The sequence below is a fragment of the Rugamonas violacea genome, from assembly GCF_016461825.1.
GTDB lineage: Bacteria > Pseudomonadota > Gammaproteobacteria > Burkholderiales > Burkholderiaceae_D > Rugamonas.
This window is the reverse complement of record NZ_JAEMNU010000137.1, coordinates 13,661-30,834: the sequence shown is the minus strand read 5'-3', so window position 1 is coordinate 30,834 and position 17,174 is coordinate 13,661. Positions and strand designations below refer to the sequence as shown.

Sequence of the window (17,174 nt, the reverse complement as noted above, 5' to 3'; positions counted from 1 at the left end):
GGGGTCGGACCCGCCGGGTCCGACCCCGGTCCTTGCCGCTGGGGTTTGCCGGCGCCGCCGGCTTGAATCCCGGCCAAAAAAACAGCAACGCCGCGATCATCGCGGCGTTTCCACATCCAGACCGCAGCGTGCCGCTACGGCGCCCAACCGCCGCCCATGGCGCGGTAAAGGTCGACCGAAGCGACCAGTATCCGCGTGCGCAACTGCAAGCGGCCGACGTCGGCGCTGTACAAGGTGCGTTGGGCGTCGAGCTCCTCCAAATACGAAGCGTAGCCGTTGCGGTAGCGGTTGTGGGCGATGCGCAGCGTCTCGGCCGCCGTGGCGCGGCGCGCGTCGTTCTCCAGCGCCTGCTCGCGCAGGCGCTGGACCGCGCCCAGGCCGTTCTCCGTCTCGGCGAAGGCGGCGCGCACCGCGTTCTCGTAGGCGTAGACCGCCTGGTCGCGCTGCGCCGCCGCCGCGTCGGTCTGCGCCTGCACGCGGCCGCCGTCGAACAGCGGCGCCGCCACCAGCCCGGTCAAATGCCACAGCGCCGTCGGCGCGTTGAGAAAGTCGTGCAGCTTGAGCGACTGCACGCCGCCCACCGCCGTCAACTTGAACGAGGGCAGCAGCTGGTCGCGCGTGGCGGCCAGGCTGGCGTTGAGCGCCACCAGGTTGCGCTCGGCGCGGGCGATGTCGGGCCGGCGCCGCAGCAGGTCGGACGGCAGCCCGGCCGGCACCGGCGGCGGATTCAGCTCGCCCAATGCGGCGCCGCGCGCCACCGGTCCGGGATTGCCGCCGCTCAGAATCGACAGCGCGTTTTCCTGCTCGAAGATCTGCCGCTTCAACTGCGGCACCTGCTCGGCCGCCGCCTGATACTCGGCCTGCGCCTGCAACCATTCCAGCCGCGAGCTGTAGCCCACCTCGAACTGGCGCTGCGCCAGCGCGCGCGACTGCTCGCGCAGCTTGAGCGTGGCCTCGGTCAGCTCCAGCTGGGCATCCAGACCGCGCAGGTTCAGGTAGCCGCTGGCCACGCTGGCGGCGACGGCCAGGGCCGCCGCGTCGGCGTTGGCCTGCTCGGCGTGATAGCCGGCGGCGGCGGCATCGGTTTGCGCCGCCAGCCGGCCCCATACGTCGATCTCGTAACTGGCTTGGAACTCGGCCTGGTAGACGTTGGTCACATACGGCACACCGTTGTAGGCCAGCTGGCGCACGCGGGTCGGCGCGCTGTCGACGCTGACGGTCGGGCGCTGGGCCGCGCCGGCCACGCCGATGCGGGCGCGGTACTCGGCCACGCGGGCGCGGGCGATGCGCAGGTCGCCGTTGTGCGCCAGCGCCGTCTGCACCAGCGCGCTCAAGGCCGGATCGCCGAAGCTCTGCCACCACTGCCGCTCGGGCGCCGGCGCGGCGGCCAGCGGGCCGACCGCACTGCGCCAGGCGGCCGGGGTTTGCAGGGTGGCCGGCGGCGGCGGCGCCACCGTGGCGGCGCAAGCGGACAACAGCGCCAGCAAGGGCGCCAGACGCATCGCGCCACGCATCGTGCCAATCTTCGTGCCAAGCTTCGGGCCACGCTTCGTGCCACACGCAGCGTCACGCACAGCGCCACGCATTTCACCACCCACATCGCCACGCACGACGGCGGGCGCGCTCACGGCTTCGCTCCGCCTTGCGCGGCCGGCGCGGACGCCGGCGCGGACGCCGACGCCGATGCCGAGGCACGCCCGCGCGCCGGCGCCGAGACCGCAACCGGCGCGGCGCCGGCGGCGCCGTCGTCGGGGTCGGCGTCGTTCAGCACGGCCGAGGTGTCGATGCTGACCACCACCGACATGCCCGGCCGCAGCCGGCGCGCCGGCCCCTGGCCGGCGTCGATGCGGATGCGCACCGGAATGCGCTGGGCGATCTTGACGTAGTTGCCGGTGGCGTTATCGGCCGGCAGCACGGAGAACTCGGCGCCGGTGGCCGGCGAGATGCGCTCGACCTGGCCGGTCAGCGTGGCGCCGTCGAGGGCGTCGACCTTGAAGGTGGCGCCCTGCCCCACCTGCACATTGGCCATCTGGGTTTCCTTCAAATTGGCGATCACCCACAACTGGCGCGGCACCAGGCCCATCAACTGGGCGCCGGTGTTGACGTAGGCCCCCTGACGCACCGTCACCTGGCCCAACTGGCCGTCGGCCGGCGCGCTGATGCGGGTGTTGTCCAGGTCGACCTTGGCCGCCTTCAGCGCGGCCTGGGCGTTGGCCACCGCCGCCTCCAGCGACAGCTTGTTGACCGTCACCGTCTGCACCGACTGGCGGGCGATGTCCAGACTGGCGCGCGCCTGCGCCACCGCCGCCACGCTCTGCGCGCCGGCCGCCTTCGAGCCGTCCTGCTCGCGCAACGACAGCGAACCGTCGGCCGCCAGTTGGTTGACCCGGCCCAGATCGGCCGTCGCCTTGCGCGCCTGCGCCTCGGCGTTGGCCAGCGTGGCCTGGTTCAGCGCCACGCCCGCCTCGGCGCTGCGGCGCGCCTGCTCCCAGTTGGCCAGCGCGGCCTGCTGCGCCGCCAGCTGGGCCTGGGCCTGCTCGTAGCGCTGCTGGTAGATGCGGTCGTCCAACCGCACCAGCAGATCGCCCTGTTTGACCTTCTGAAAGTCCTGCACCTTGACCTCGACCACATAGCCGGACAACTGGGTGCCAACCAGGGTGACCTGGCCGCGCACCAGCGCGTTCTCGGTCGAGACGACGGCGCTGCTGAACGGGGGCAGGCGCCAGGCGTACAGCACCACCAGCACGCCGATCAGCGCCACCGCGGCGAAGGCGATGGCTGAGATGATCTGGTTGCGCCGCTCCGGTTGCGCCGGCACGGCGGCGGCGGCGCCGGCAGGCGCGGCGGCAGTGGCGGCAGTGGCAGTGGCCGGTGCGGCGGCGGCCGGCGCGGTGGCGGCGGCCGCAGGCGGGGTGGTGGCGGAGGCGTCGGGCGTGTGTGTGGTCATGTCGATCCAGAATTGTTAAGCGATACGTTGGCCATGCCGGTTTGGGCGTTTTGCGCAATCGGCGCCGCCTTGCAGACGGTGCAGATGTCCCACAGATAGCGCGCCGCCAGCCAGGCCATGGTCAGCAGCGCCAACACGGCGATGGCCATGAAGACGTCGTTGTAGGCCAGGATGTTGGCCTCGCGGCTGGCCGCCGCACCCAGCGCCGCCACGCCCTGGGCGTTGCGCGCGGCCGGGTCGCCGAGGGCGCCACCGAGCGCGGCGCCGCCGGACTGGATGCGCGCCGCCACCTGCGGATCGAGCAGGGTCAGATGCTCGACCAGTTGGCTCGAATGGTATTTCTCGCGCAGCACCTGGAAGCTGCCGACCAGGGCCGAGCCGAGCAGGCCGCCGATGTTCTGCGAGATGGTGAACATCAGCGAAAAGCTGATCAGGTTGCGCGGCGCGGCGATCACCGCGCCGAAACCGGAGACGAAGGTGGGGCCGAGGAAGAAGGTGCCGCCGAAGGCCAGCAGGAATTGGCTGAGGTACATCTGCGCCGGCCGCGTCAAGTTGCTGGCGTGGGCGTCCATCGCCGCGCCGATGGCCATCAACAGCAGCGAGAACATCAGCGAGGCGGGGATGCGCGCCGGCGTGATGGTCAGCGCGCTGGCGGCCAAGCCGGCCACGCTGCCGAGCAGCACCACCAGCCACAGGGTCTGCATCTGGTCGTTGTTCAGGCCCAGCGCCTGCAGGAAACCGACGGTGCCGGTGGCCTCGGACAGCACGATGCGGATCAACAGCACCGACAGGGCCAGCCGCAGCATGTTGCCGTTGCTGAGCCAGCGCGTGTTGAGCAGCGGCGCGGCGCGGTTGTGCTCGACCAGCAGGGCGCCGCAAATCAGCACGATGGACCCGGCCAGGCTGTAACCGAGCCACGGCGCCTCCAGCCACCAGACGCTGCGGCCCAGCGCCAGCACGGCCGACAGCAGCGCCACGCCGGGCGCGAACAGGGCGAAGGTGAGGAAGTCGAGTTTTTCGAAGGCCTTGACGCGGTCGCCCGGCGGCAGTTTGAGCAGCAGCACGCAACCGAGCGCCAGCAGCGCCAGGCCCAGTTCGAAGAAGTACAGGCCGCGCCACTCGCCCAGTTCCAGCAGCTCGGACGAGAACAGCCGCGCCAACGGCATGGTCAACTGGGCGAAGCCGACCCCCAGCACCACCGCCTTGAGCCGGTGCTGCGCCGGGAAGGCCTGCAGTGTGTAGTACAGGCCGAGCACCGTCAGCGCCGCGCCGGACATGCCGCTGGCGGCGCGCACGGCGATCGCCGAGCCGAGGCCGTGGACGAACAAGTGGGCCAGGGTGGCCAACGCGTACAGCACCAGAAACAGCTCGGTGAACAGGCGCAGACCATACTGCTGGCGGAACTTCACCAGCAACAGGTTCATCGACACGTTGGCCATCACGTAGGCGGCCGGCAGCCAGGCGATCTCGGTCGAGTAGACGCCGAGCGAGCCCTGTAGATACGGCAGGTTGACCGTCACCAGCGCGTTGCCCAGGCCGCCGGTGAGGGCGACGATCAAGCCGACGATCAGGTAGGCGTAACGGCGCCGGTCCGAGTGCAGCGGCGTTGACGGCGACCCGGGCAGCAAGGGCCGTTCGTGCGGAAGCCAAGTCCTGAGGGCGTACTCGTCCATGCGGTGTGTTCAGTTAGCGCTAACGGGGCCAGCATAGCACGCCGCCGATACTAAAAACACCACCAAAGGAGGGATCGCCGCAGCCCCCGGCGCGCCGGGCCAAGCTATTTGCGCGAGCCGAACAGCTTGGACAGGCCGTAGCCGGCCGCCGCCGCCAGCAGCACCGACATGGCCGGGCTGGTGCGCACGTAGCCTCGGCCGTTCTCGGCGAAGCGCTTGTACGAGGCGGCCAGCTGGCGGCTGCGCGCGGCCACCTTGTCGGCCGCGCCGTCGGCCCGGTCGGCCACCGCGTCGACGCCGTTGTGGGCGCGCTCGGCCAGGCGGTCAGTCAGCGGCGGCACCTGCTCGGCCACCTTGTCGATGCTGCTGTGGGCGTCGGCCCGCAGGTCCTTGCCGATCTGCGTGATGCCATCGCGGCTGGCGCTGATTTTGTTCTCGAGATTGTTGTCCATGGTAGCTTCCTTGTCTGGTTGAAGGGGATGGGGCGACTGCAGGTCTACAATAGACCCGCTGCCGCCCGCTTACTGTGCGCCAGCGAACCCAATGCGACAGGCGGGCCCGGCGCCCCGCCGATTTCCGCACGATTCGATCCAGCGCCCGTTTCGCCGGAGAGCAGCGTCCCATGCCAGACCAAACCCGCCGCGCCCTGCTGCTCGCCGCCGTGGCCGGCGCGTTGCCGGCCCACGGCCACGCCGCCGTCGCGGCGGCGCCGTCGACGGTGGCGCTGCTGTGCGGCGAGGCGCTCGACGAGCATGGCCGGCAAAAGCCGCTCAGCCAGGCGCAGCGCCAGCTATTCGACGCCCTGCAACGCGAAATGGGCATTGTCTTCGCCATCAAAACCTACCCGTGGGCGCGCGCCGAACGCAACGCGCTGGCCGGCGCCGGCCTGATCTTCGGCCTGCCGCCCACGCCGGAGCGGCTGCGCCAACTGCGCTACTCGGCGCCGGCGGCCAGCAACACGCTGTGGCTGGTCACCCGCAGCGACGCCACCTTCCCCTTCGCCGGCCTGGCCGACCTGGCCGGCAAGACCGTCGGCGCGGTGCGCGGCTACAGCTACGGCGCCGCCTTCGAACAGGCCCGCGGCAAGGCCTTCCGCGTCGACGACGACATCGCCTCGCGCGCCACCCGCCTGGCCCGGCTGATGCTGCGCCGGGTCGACGTGGTGCTGCTGTACCAGCCCAGCACGCAGAGCGCGGCCGAGGTGGAGGCCGGCGTGCGCGCCTACATGGCGCCGCGCCTGCGCGATATGGGGGTGGCCGCCACGGCCGAACTGAGCGTGCTGCCGCAGCCGCTGGCCAGCGATCCGCTGTACTTCGCCATCGCCCGGGGCCGCGACGACGCCATCATCGAGCGCATCGACGCCGCGCTGGCGCGCCTGCGCCGCCGCGGCGAACCGGTGCCGGTGCCGGTGCCGCCGCCGCCGCCGCCGGGCCGGCGCTAGCACCATGCAACGCATGGCAGCGGGGCGCCGGCGCGAAACCGAATTTTATTCCGCCGCGCCGCCGTTTGTGGCCGAAAGGCGCGCAAAATAGTCGCGGCGGCGGCCCAAGTCACACAATAATATTTACCGTTTTTGGCGATAATTCAGGGCGCGCCCCGCCACGCACGGCCGGGCGGCCACCCCACCACGGAGACCGAATGAATCTCAAGCACATCGTCACGCACAGCGCCAGCATCCTGGCACTGCTGGGCAGCGCCGGCGCCGCCGGCGCCCAGGACCTGGTCGTCAAGATCGGCCACAGCGGCCCGCTGTCCGGCGCCCAGGCCTTTTCCGGCAAGGACAACGAGAACGGCGTGCGCCTGGCCGTCGAAGAGTTGAACGCCAAGCCGATCAGCGTCGGCGGCAAGAAGGTCCGCTTCGAGCTGCTCTCCGAGGACGACCAGGGCGACCCCAAGGCCGGCATGGCGGCGGCGCAGAAGCTGATCGACAAGGGCGTCAAGTTCGTCGTCGGCCCGTACAACTCGGGCGTCGCCATCCCCACCTCGCGCGCCTACAACGACGCCGGCGTGCTGATGGCCACCGTGGCCACCAACCCCAAGGTGACCCAGCAGGGCTACGCCGGCCTGTTCCGCATCAACGCCAGCGACACCCAACTCGGCTCGAAGATGGCGCTGTACGCCGCCAAGGAACTGAAGTTCAAGAACGTCGCCGTGATCGACGACCGCACCGCCTTCGGCCAGGGCGTCGCCGAGGAGTTCAAGAAGCAGGCCAAGGCCTCCGGCATGCAGCTGGCCGGCCATGAATTCACCACCGACAAGGCGTTCGATTTCAGCGCCATCCTGACCAAGCTGAAAACCAAGCAGCCCGACGCCATCTTCTTCGGCGGCTACGCGCCGCAGGCCGCGCCGATGGCGCGCCAGATGCGCCAGCTGGGCATCCACGCCAAGCTGCTCGGCGGCGACACCATCTGCACCGCCGAGATGGGCAAGCTGGCCGGCGACGCCGCCGGCGACAACGTGCTGTGCTCGCAGGGCGGCGCCCTGCTCGACAAGGCCAGCGCCGGCCCGGCCTTCAAGGCCAAGTTCAAGCAGCGCTTCAAACAGGACGCCGACGTCTACGCCGCCTCCTTCTACGACGCCACCTTGATGTACGCCCAGGCCATGCAGAAGGCCAACTCGATCGACCCGGCCAAGGTCGGCCCGGCGGTCAGCGCCGGCGCCTACCAGGGCGTGGCCGGCACCTACTCCTTCGACGCCAAGGGCGACATGAAGCAGTCGCCGGTGACCATCTTCACCTTCAAGAACGGCCAGCCGCTGCCGCTCAGCAGCTACTAGGCGAACGCCCCGGGCGCCGGCGCCGCCACCAGGGCCGTGGCGGCGCCCCGCCCCGCCGTATGCGCTTGACGACGTCAATCGCCGGATCGGCCGGCCCGCCGGCTGCCGCCGGCGCCGCATCTGCGCTATATTGACAGCGCCCGCCGCCCGCCCGCCGCATCCGCGACGTCCCGGGACGGCATGCTTGCCAATCAGGAAACCCGTCCGATGCACCGTCCCGCCGTGGCCGCCCCGCCCCTGCCCCAGCTGCTGCAGTTCCTCCCCGCCTACTTCCTGCTGGCCGGCCTGGCCGCCTGGCTGGAGCGCCAGCCCGGCCAGATCGGCACGCTGTGCTTCGCCGCCGCGCTGGGCGCCGCCTGGCTGCTGCGCCAGCCGCCCGCCCAGGCGCCGGCGCTGCTGCTGTGCGCCGCCGGCGCCGAGCTGCTGGCCCGCTTGGCGCTGGGCGACGGCGCCGCGCCGGCGGCGCTGGCCACCCTGCCCGGCACGCTGGAGATGGGTCTGGCGGCGGCCCTGCTGCGCCGCGTCCCGCCGCAGCACCAGTTCGACCACAGCCCGCAAGGCTTCCTGCTGTTCATGCTGCTGGGCTGCTGCGCGCCGCCGCTGCTGGGCGCCACGCTGGCCGCCTGGTGGCGTCAGCCGGCCCTGTCCGAATCCTTCGGCAACGCCTGGGGCCTGCACTACATGGGCGCGACCATCGGCGCGCTGGCCATGCTGCCGCTGGCCCGGCTGGCGCTGCGCCCCGGCCCGCCGCTGCTGGCGCGGCTCGGCCTGCTGCGCGCCGGCCTGCTGGCCCTGCTGGCCGTCGCCACCTGCGGCGCCGCCCTGCTGTATATGCCCTTCCCCTTCATGTCCATCGTCGTGCCGCTGACCTGCGTCGCGCTGGCGCTCGACTTCGAACACCTGGCGCTGCTGTCCTGGCTCAGCGCCGCCGTCTGCGGCATCATGCTGTCCTGCGGCTTTTTCCTGCCGCCGCCGATCTACGGCCGCTGGCAGGAGGCGATGATCTACGTGCCGCTGCTGGCCGTGCTGGTGCCGCCGCTGATGCTGGCCGTCAGCATCAACCAGGTGCGCCGCAAGGACGTCCAGCGCGTCCAGGTCGAACGCGCGCTCGAACGCAACCACAAAAAACTGCAGACCATCATCGACCACATGCCGGCCCTGGTCGGCTACTGGGACCGCAGCCTGATGAACGGTTTCGGCAACCGCGCCTACCGGGAATGGTTCGGCAAGACGCCCGAGCAGATGCGCGGCCGCCACATCCGCGAGGTGATCGGCGAGGAGCGCTACCGCCTCAACCTGCCGCACATGGAGGCGGCGCTGCGCGGCGAGAACCCGCTGTTCGAACGCACCATCGTCGACGCCAACGGCGTCACCCGCTACAGCCTGGCCTCCTACGTGCCCGACGTGGTCGACGGCCGGGTGATCGGCTTCTACGCCTTCGTCACCGACATCAGCCCGCTCAAACAGGCGCAGCGCCAGCAACTCGAGGCGCGCACCCAGCTGCAGGCGGTGATCGACTCGGCCAGCGAGTTCTCCATCATCACCACCGACGGCGCCGGCCTGATCACCCTGTTCAGCCGGGGCGCCCAGCGCATGCTCGGCTACAGCGCCGAGGAGCTGGTCGGCCGCCACACGCCGGCCCTGCTGCACCTGCCCGACGAGGTGGCCGCCCACGGCGCCGCGCTGGCCGCCGAGCTGGGCCACCCGGTCGAGGGCATGGAGGTCTTCATGGCCCGCGCCCGCCTGGGCCAGGCCGACCTGAACGAGTGGCACTACCGCCGCAAGGACGGTTCAAGGGTGCCGGTGCGCCTGGTGGTGACGGCGATGCGCGACGCCGACGGCGCCATCGTCGGCTTCCTCGGCATCGCCAGCGACATCACCGAACAGCAGCAGCTGCAAGCCTCGCTGGTGATGTCGAAGGAGCTGGCCGAGGCGGCCAGCCTGGCCAAGAGCGAGTTCGTCGCCAACATGAGCCACGAGATCCGCACCCCGCTCAACGCCGTGCTGGGCATGGCCTACCTGCTCGACACGCCGGCCCTGGCGGCCGAGCAGCGCCGCTACGTGGCGATGATCCGCGCCTCCGGCCGTTCGCTGCTGAGCATCCTCAACGACATCCTCGATTTCGAGAAGGTCGAGGCCGGCCGCATGGAGCTGTCGCCGCTGCCGTTCCGCCTCGACGAGGTGCTCGGCACGCTGGCCAACATCATGACCGTCAACGCCGCCGGCAAGCCGCTCGACCTGGCGCTGGGCCTGGCGCCGGACGTGCCGCGCGCGCTGGTCGGCGACGGCGGCCGGCTGCAGCAGGTGCTGGTCAACCTGATCGGCAACGCCATCAAGTTCACCGCCGAGGGCGAGGTGGCGCTCTGGGTCGAACGGGCCCAGCAGCGCGCGCCGACGCCGGGCCGCGTGCTGCTGCGCTTCTCCGTCCACGACACCGGCATCGGCATCGACGGCGCCCAGCAGCAGCGCCTGTTCGGCGCCTTCGCCCAAGGCGACTCGTCGATCTCGCGGCGCTACGGCGGCACCGGCCTGGGGCTGGTGATCTCGCGCCGCCTGGTCGAACTGATGGGCGGCCACCTGGAGCTGCACAGCGCCGCCGGCCAGGGCAGCGAATTCGCCGTCACGCTGCCGTTCCGCCTCGGCAGCGACGAGGCGCTGGCCGAGGCCGGCCCCAGTTGGCCGGCGCTGCGCCTGCTGCTGGTCGGCCCGCCGCGCACCAGCCGCGACTACCTGGACAAGACCTTGCGCGCCTGGCAGGCGCAGATCGACACGGCCGACAACGGCCCCGACGCGGTGGCCCGGCTACACGCCCGGCTGGCCGGCGGCGGCGGCTACGACGCGGTCCTGATGGACTGGCAGATGGCCGACATGGACGGCGTCGCCACCATGCGGGCGCTGCGCGCGCTGCTGCCGGGCGGCACGCTGCCGGTGCTGCTGCTGGTCGACGCCGCCGCCCACGGCGGCCTGATCGGCCAGGCCGGCGCCGCCGAGGCCGACGCCGTGCTGGTCAAGCCGCTCACCGGCAGCATGCTGCACGAGCTGCTGCGCGGCCTGCTGGACGGCGCCGACGCCGGCGACGGCGCGGCGGCCGGCGCCGCGCCGGCACCGGCGCCGGCCGCCGCCACCGCGCCGCTGGCCGGCGTGCGCCTGCTGCTGGTCGAGGACAACCAGCTCAACCAGATCGTCGCGCGCGGCATGCTGCAGCAGGTCGGCGCCAGCGTCACCCTGGCCGAGGACGGCGCCGTGGCGCTGGAGCGACTGCGCGCCGGCCCGGCCGACTTCGACCTGGTGCTGATGGACATCCAGATGCCGCAGATGGACGGCTACAGCGCCACCCGCGCCATCCGCGGCCAGCTCGGCCTGACGCTGCCGATCCTGGCGATGACGGCCGGCGTGACGCAGAACGAACAGCGCCAGTGCCTGGCCGCCGGCATGGACGACGTGGTGGCCAAACCGGTCGAGCTGGAACGGCTGCTGGCCGCCATCGCCCGCCAGTTGGACGGCGCCGGCGCCGGCGCCGGCGCGGCCAGGGCGCCGCTGCCGCTGCCGGCGCCGGCCACCGCGCCGGCGACCGACAGCGCCACCGCCGACGGCCTCGACCAGCTGTTCCAACTCGGCGACGGCGACACGGCCTACGCCGACAAGATGCTGGCCTTGATCGGGAAAACCGTCGAACGTGCCGGCGCCGAGCTGGCGCAGGCGCGCGCCGCCTGGCGCGACGAGCGGCGCGACGACAGCATGCGCCTGCTGCATTCGCTGCGCGGTTCGGTCGGCATGTTGGGGGCCAAGCAGTTCGCCGCGCTGTCGCTGCTGCTCGAACAGGCCATCGCGGCGGGCGACCGCGAGCAGGCCGAACGCCACTTCGGCGCCGCCGAGGCGGCGCTGCGGCCGACCCTGGCGGCGGCGCGCCTGTGGCTGGAACGCCAGCGTTGATAAGCTGTTGGCTGGTTTTGAAGGCGCCGCCGGCGCCTATGCACCCCAAGACCGGGAGCCGGGGTCGGACCCGGCGGGTCCGACCCCGGGTTTGCGCCTCGGGGTAGGCCATGCGCCGCCGGCCTGCCGGCGCGCCGGTCCCCGGCTCAGGCGCCGGACTTGCCGCGCAACAGGGTGCGGAAGGCGTTCGACATGTCCTCGGCGTCGAGCAGCGTGGCGGCGACGTCGTTCACCTTGCGCCGGTTCGAGCGCGAGTAGGAGCGCAGCGCGTCGAAGGCGCTGTCGCGGTCGGTGTGGAACTTGGCCATCAACATGCCAACCGCCATGCTGGTCTCGCGCCCGGCCGCCAGCGCGCTGGTCAGGCTCGACTCGCGCCCGCGCAGGCGCTTGATCTCGTCGGCGCGGCCCAGCGCCGTCTCCACCGCCGGCACGATCTGGCTGATGTCGAAGGGTTTGACCAGGTAGCCGACGGCGCCGTGCTCGGTGGCCTGGCGCACGATCTCGGCCTCGCCGCGCGCCGAGATGAACATGAACGGCGTCGCGGTGGCGGCCTGGAAGTGCTGCGCCAGCTCGATGCCGGACATGCCCTCCATGACCACGTCGAGCAGGGCCAGGTCGGGACTGAACTCCAGCTCGACCTGCAGCGCCTCGGCGCCGGAGCTGGCCTCGGCCGTCTCGTAGCCGGCCTGGCGCAGCACCTGGCCGATGGTCGTCAGGGTCAGCATATCGTCGTCAACCAGCAAGATGCGGCGCTTGGGAATCGGGTTCGTAGTCATGGGATATGTTTCCTGGATGGGGGTCGTGGCGGGCTTGAGCGTCTGCCCGCACTTATTATAAGGGCGCCACCGCCGGCCGGATTCGTTCGAAACAAAAGCGCAACAAATCCGCCGGCGCCGACTCAGGCGTCCGGGTCGCGGAAGTAGATGGTCTCCAGCGAGCCCTTGCCGAAGTAGCGCTGGTACTCCTGCGCGGCGAACGAGTCCATCATGCCGGCGATGTAGTCGACCACCAGGCGCGCCTGCGGACCCTTGACCCGGCGCAGCTCGGCCGGCAGCAGGATGTTGTCGCGGTTGTAGCGGGTGTCGGTCAACACCTCGTACAGGCCACGGATGATCTTCTCGCCGCGCTTCTCGTACAGCTGCACGTCCTTCTTGCGCAGGATGGCCTGGAACAGCAGCGTTTTCAGGCCGACCGCCAGCGCGCCCTTGCTGCGGTAGCCCAGTTCGACGCCTTGGCCGTGGCCATGGTCGACCAGGGCGATGTCGTGGCATAGCTCGTTGACGATGGTCGAGGTCAGCTCCTTGCGCAGCACGATCGCATACTCCTCCGAGGTCTGGTGGGTGGTCGACTTGAGCGCCTCCTGGTGCGCCTGCTCGGCGATGCGCGAGAAGTCCTCGTAGGCCGCGTTGAACCTGGCGCTGATCTTGAACTCGTGGCCGATCTCGCCGACGGTGATGATGCGCGCGCTCAGCGCGTCCTCCAGGTCGTGCGCGGCGTAGGCGATCTCGTCGGACAGGTCCATGATCTGCGCGTCGATGCTCTTGCGCACCGCCACGCCGTGCCTGGCCAGCTCGCCGCTGAGGAAGGCGTGGTCCTCGTCGAACAGGAACTTCTGCCGGTTCTCCAGCCGCGTGTGGAAGTACTTGGTGATGCCGAACAGCGTGCGCACCGTCAGGTTCAGGCCCTCGTAGGAATGGTGGTTCTTCTCCAGCGTGCGCAGGATGCGGAAGGCCTGGGCGTTGCCCTCGTAGCCGCCGTAATCCTCGCTCAGGCGGTTGAGGATCTTTTCGCCGTAGTGGCCGAACGGCGGGTTGCCGATGTCGTGCGCCAGCGCGCAGGTCTCCGACACCACGCTCTTGGCCAGGCCCAGGTCGGCGGCGATGCTGCGCGCCAGCTGCGCCACCTCCAGGCTGTGGGTCAGGCGGTTGCGGTTGAAGCGGCTGGCGTCGATGCCGAGCAGCTGCATCTTGCCCTGCAGGCGGCGGAAGGAGGCCGAGTACAGCACCCGCGCGTAGTCGCGCATGGTCTCGTCGCGCCCCTCGCCCCGGCTGTCCGACTGCGTCGTGACGCGATACTCCAACTTGCCCACCAGGCGCTCCTGCGCCTGGGCGTATGCCACCGTCTCTTTGTCGTACATGTCTGCTCCAGAAAGGCGGTCCGCTCGCCGCTGGGCTGATTGTAACGCCATCCAAGGCCGCCGGCGCCGCCGCCGTGGCTCTTAACGGACCGCGCTCACTGTGCCGCCGGCGGCGCGTTCAAGGTCTGCTCGACCCAGGCCATCAGCGCCGCGTCGTCGGCCATGTTGCCGCGGTTGGCGATCTGCGGCGTGAACGGTTCGCGCGGCGCCGCCAGCGCGGCGACTTGCGCAGGCGGCAGGCCCTCGACCATGGCCATCGTCTCGCCCTTCGCCAGCGCCGCCTCCCGCTTGGGGATGGTCGCGGCGAAGTAGTCCTTCGAGGCGGCGAACACCGGCAGGCTGGCGTAGCGTTTCATCAGCTTGACGGTGGCGGCGCTGGCCACCATGTGTTTGCTGTGCGCCGCCATCCGAACTGGCGCATTCGGCGCTGTGGTTGTGCAGCGGCGCCACCTGCGCCTGCAGATAGCTGCCGATCCACACATTGTCGCAACTGATTAGCTGCGCGCCCTGCGGCGGCAGCGCGTTGGGCCAGTTCGGCTCGGACCAGTTGACCAGGTAGCGGCCGTCGACGTGGTCGGACAGCACGCCGCTCCAGGCGCGCAACTGCCGGCCCAGGTCGATTTGAGAAATAAGTAACGGTAAAACAACAGCGGATTCCACTTTGAATTGTATGTTTTTTGTCAATTCGTTGCCGCTGGTTAAGTTCATGCGGCACAATGCAAGCTGCCGCCTCCCCTTGCCTGTTCAATGTCGTAGCCGCCTCCGGACGTTTTTATGCAACGCAAGATCCTCGCTTCACTGTTGGGCCTGCTGCTGGGCCTGCCTCTCGCCGACTGCCTGGCACAGCAACTGGTGATCGGCGCCGAGGACGACTGGGCGCCCTACTCGTCCAACGTCGACGGCCAGGCGCGCGGCTTCGCCGTCGACGTGGTGCGCGAGGCCTACGCGGCGGTGGGCTTGAACGTGACGTTCAAGGTGCTGCCGTATGTGCGCTGCATGGCGATGGCGCGGCTGGGCGAAATCTCCGGCTGCTTCGACGCCGTGCCCAACCACCTGATCGCCGAACGCTATCTGTGGCATGACAAGCCGCTGTTCACCACGCGGATGAACGTCTACGCGCTGGCCGGCTCGGCCGAGCACGGCCTGCGCGCCCGCGACTTCGAGGGCAAGACGGTCGGCGTCACCCGCGACTACGAGTACGGCGACGTGTTCGATTTGAACGAGAAGATCGTGCGCGAGGTCGGCACCAAGAACGAGCAGGGCTTCCGCAAGCTACTGGCCGGCCGCATGCAATACATGGCGGCCGAGGAACGCATCGCCAAGGCGCTGTTCGCGCGCTACCCGGCGCAGTTCTGCGGCAAGTTCAAGGAGGTCGGCACGGTGGACACGCCGGGCCTCTACATCGCCTTCAGCAAATTCGATCCGGCCGCCGCCGGCTTTCTGCACAAGTTCAACGAAGGCTACGCGCTGCTGCACAAGAACGGCCGCTACAAGGAGCTGGAAACGCGCTGGTTCGGCGCGCTGATGTCCCAGCCCTGCCGCTAAGGCCGCCGCCCGGCGCGCCCGCGCCAAGGCAAAAATAAACAATTGACAACTCCCCGGCGTCTCGCGATACTTGTTTAAGTATCAAGCATAGCAGTCCGATGATTGCCTCTCGCCGCCGCCGGCCGGGCCGCCCCAGGCATCCATAGCCCTTCCCACCCTGGAGGTTTCCATGCCCGCATTACTCCGTTTCGCCGGTTTTCCCCCATTGCGCGCCGCCATCCTGCTGCTGGCCGGACTGGCCGCTCCGAGCCAGGCCGCCGTCGTGCTCGACACTTACGGCCCGAACAATACGAGCCCCGGCTCCCTTTGGTCCGTGATGAAGGCCTACCACCATCAGCAGAGCCTGGCCCTGCGATTCTCGCTGAGCCAGACTAGCTCGATCGACAGCATCCTCAGCTCACTGCAGGGCGACGGCAATGCCACCTTCGGCATCATGTCCAACGCAGTGGACAGGCCGTCGAATACCTGGCTGTACAGCGCCACCCTGCACAACCCGACGCAACATTCCTTGCTCACGCCCAGCAATTGGATCTTGGGCGCGGGCACCTATTGGTTGACGGCCTATGCCAACGACGGCTTTTCCGGCAACTGGCAAGGCGGCGCCACCAATAGCCCCTACAGTTTCACCCAGAACCCCATGGTGTGGTACGCCAGCCAAGGGATTGATGCCCCGGCCACGCGCATCACCGTCTCGGCCGTGCCGGAACCGGCCACCTACGGCATGCTGCTGGCCGGCATGCTGCTGGTCGCCGGCGCCGCCCGTCGTCGCAACTGAAGACCCCAGCCGGCGCGGCGAGGGCGGCTACATCGCCCGCAACCAATTCCCCTTGTAGAGGATCGGCCCGCTCGGGCCCTTGGGATCGGGCGAGCCGCCCTTCGGCTCCAGACTGACCGCCAGCAGGGCGACGTCGGCGCCGATGGCACCGGCCGGCAGCGCCAGCCGGTTCTCGGCGCCGGCCAGCACACCGAGCGAACGCGGCGCGCCCTGCTTCGGCACGGCCCACAACTGCAGCGTCTTGTCGTCGGCCAGCGGGGCGGCCGCCAACACGCGCACGGTCAGCGCGCGCTGGCCACTGTCGGCCATCAGCAGCAGCGCGGTGCGCGCCTGGTCGTCGCTCAGCGTGGCGATGTAGTTGATGCTCGGCGCCGCCGGCGGGCGCATGCCCAGCACCACCACCAGCAGGGCCGCCACGGCGCTCGACGCCAGCCCCAGGCCACGCCAGAAGACCAGCGAATCGTTGCGCCAGAACCGCCACCACGCCAGCGCCGGCGGCAAGTTCAAGCGCTGCTCGATGCCGCGCCAGACGCGCGCGTCGGGCGCCCGCGCGGGCGCGAACTCGGCCAGCGGCGCCAGCTTCTCCTGCCACTCGCCGACCAGCCGGCGCAGCGCCGCGTCGTCGTGCATCCAGCCTTCGAAACGGCGCCGCGCGCCGCCCTTCAGCGTGCCCAGCGCGTACTCGGCGGCCAGCTTGTCGCGCAAGGGCGCGTTGTCGCGGATGTTCATGCGCGCTCCAACTTGGCCAGGCAGCCGCGCAGCCGCTCCAGGCCACGGCGTATCCAGGTCTTGACGGTGCCGAGCGGCAGCGCCAACTGCGCCGCCACTTCGCTGTGCGACAGGTCGTGGAAGTAGGCCAGGCCGATGGCCTGCCGCTGCAAGCCTTCCAGCGCGGCCATGCAGTGCGCCAGCGCCTTGGCGTCGCCACTCATTTGCAGCGCCTCGATGGGCGTGGCGCGGGGGTCTTGTAGAGCGTTCATGACTTCCCGATCAAACTGTTCACTGTCGATTTCCACGCTGGCGTCGCTACGGCGCAGCAGGTCGAAGGCCTTGTTGCGCACGATGGTGGCCATCCAGGTCATGGGCGCGGCCAGCTGGCTCTGATAGCCGCCGGCGTTGTGCCAGATGGCGACGAAGCTCTCCTGTAGCACTTCCTCGGCCAGCTCGCGCTTATGCAATATACGCAGCGCGAAGCCAAACAGTTTCGCCGAAGTGGCATCGTACAGCGCGCGGAAGGCCGCCGCGTCGCGGCGCGCGGCGCCCTGCAGCCAGGCACGCAGCGTTTGCGGATCGAGAGGATTGACGTCTGAGCTCACTGCCGGCCTTGTCGGGAGGGGGTGGAAAACGGCCGACCAAGCGCCGCACGGAAGAGCAAAAATAGCATACTTC

14 protein-coding genes are annotated in these 17,174 nt (G+C 70.2%); 5 read left to right on the top strand and 9 right to left on the bottom strand.

The features are described from left to right. Positions 1-134 precede the first annotated feature (134 nt). The 4 genes from H7U20_RS25585 to H7U20_RS25570 all read right to left on the bottom strand — a co-directional run bounded on the left by H7U20_RS25585 (position 135) and on the right by H7U20_RS25570 (position 5,072). Positions 135-1,514, bottom strand: coding sequence for an efflux transporter outer membrane subunit (locus H7U20_RS25585; RefSeq protein WP_199761968.1), 1,380 nt, complete (start codon positions 1,512-1,514; stop codon positions 135-137). A 110-nt stretch (positions 1,515-1,624) separates the two neighbouring features. Next, positions 1,625-2,947 (bottom strand): HlyD family secretion protein, encoded by a 1,323-nt coding sequence (locus H7U20_RS25580; protein ID WP_199761967.1) that lies wholly within the window; start codon positions 2,945-2,947, stop codon positions 1,625-1,627. Next, entirely contained in the window at positions 2,944-4,620 is a 1,677-nt protein-coding gene (locus H7U20_RS25575; protein ID WP_199761966.1) for an MFS transporter, read from the bottom strand. The genes H7U20_RS25580 and H7U20_RS25575 overlap by 4 nt, the downstream gene beginning before the upstream one ends. A 104-nt stretch (positions 4,621-4,724) precedes the next feature. Next, a complete protein-coding gene (locus H7U20_RS25570; protein ID WP_199761965.1) occupies positions 4,725-5,072 on the bottom strand; it encodes a hypothetical protein in 348 nt (115 codons plus the stop codon). A 170-nt stretch (positions 5,073-5,242) separates the two neighbouring features. On the opposite strand from H7U20_RS25570, the gene H7U20_RS25565 reads away from it, so the two are divergent. From H7U20_RS25565 to H7U20_RS25555, 3 genes are all read left to right on the top strand, one after another. Continuing rightward, a complete protein-coding gene (locus H7U20_RS25565; protein WP_199761964.1) occupies positions 5,243-6,061 on the top strand; it encodes a substrate-binding periplasmic protein in 819 nt (272 codons plus the stop codon). Positions 6,062-6,258: 197 nt separating this feature from the next. Further along, entirely contained in the window at positions 6,259-7,395 is a 1,137-nt protein-coding gene (locus H7U20_RS25560; protein ID WP_199761963.1) for a branched-chain amino acid ABC transporter substrate-binding protein, read from the top strand. Positions 7,396-7,602: 207 nt separating this feature from the next. Next, positions 7,603-11,328 carry a hybrid sensor histidine kinase/response regulator gene (locus tag H7U20_RS25555; protein WP_199761962.1) on the top strand — a complete coding sequence of 1,242 codons (3,726 nt, stop codon included), beginning with the start codon at positions 7,603-7,605 and terminating at the stop codon, positions 11,326-11,328. 146 nt (positions 11,329-11,474) lie between these two features. Here H7U20_RS25555 and H7U20_RS25550 read toward each other — a convergent pair whose 3' ends face one another. From H7U20_RS25550 to H7U20_RS25540, 3 genes are all read right to left on the bottom strand, one after another. Next, a complete protein-coding gene (locus H7U20_RS25550) occupies positions 11,475-12,104 on the bottom strand; it encodes an ANTAR domain-containing response regulator (RefSeq protein ID WP_199761961.1) in 630 nt (209 codons plus the stop codon). Positions 12,105-12,226: 122 nt separating this feature from the next. Then, complete coding sequence (dgt, locus tag H7U20_RS25545; protein WP_199761960.1) at positions 12,227-13,465, bottom strand: dGTP triphosphohydrolase; 1,239 nt, start codon at positions 13,463-13,465, stop codon at positions 12,227-12,229. Positions 13,466-13,560: 95 nt separating this feature from the next. Next, the gene (locus H7U20_RS25540) at positions 13,561-13,851 is read right to left on the bottom strand and encodes a hypothetical protein (protein ID WP_199761959.1); all 291 of its coding nucleotides are present in this window, start codon (positions 13,849-13,851) and stop codon (positions 13,561-13,563) included. 388 nt (positions 13,852-14,239) lie between these two features. On the opposite strand from H7U20_RS25540, the gene H7U20_RS25535 reads away from it, so the two are divergent. Both H7U20_RS25535 and H7U20_RS25530 read left to right on the top strand, forming a co-directional pair. Beyond that, positions 14,240-15,010, top strand: a complete 771-nt coding sequence (locus tag H7U20_RS25535) for a substrate-binding periplasmic protein (RefSeq protein WP_199761958.1) — start codon at positions 14,240-14,242, stop codon at positions 15,008-15,010. Positions 15,011-15,179: 169 nt separating this feature from the next. Then, positions 15,180-15,785 (top strand): PEP-CTERM sorting domain-containing protein, encoded by a 606-nt coding sequence (locus H7U20_RS25530; RefSeq protein ID WP_233411081.1) that lies wholly within the window; start codon positions 15,180-15,182, stop codon positions 15,783-15,785. Positions 15,786-15,812: 27 nt separating this feature from the next. Here the strand turns inward: H7U20_RS25530 and H7U20_RS25525 are convergent, their stop codons facing one another. Continuing rightward, positions 15,813-16,514 (bottom strand): anti-sigma factor, encoded by a 702-nt coding sequence (locus H7U20_RS25525; RefSeq protein ID WP_199761957.1) that lies wholly within the window; start codon positions 16,512-16,514, stop codon positions 15,813-15,815. After that, entirely contained in the window at positions 16,511-17,101 is a 591-nt protein-coding gene (locus H7U20_RS25520) for a sigma-70 family RNA polymerase sigma factor (RefSeq protein ID WP_370593253.1), read from the bottom strand. The genes H7U20_RS25525 and H7U20_RS25520 overlap by 4 nt, the downstream gene beginning before the upstream one ends. Positions 17,102-17,174 lie beyond the last annotated feature (73 nt).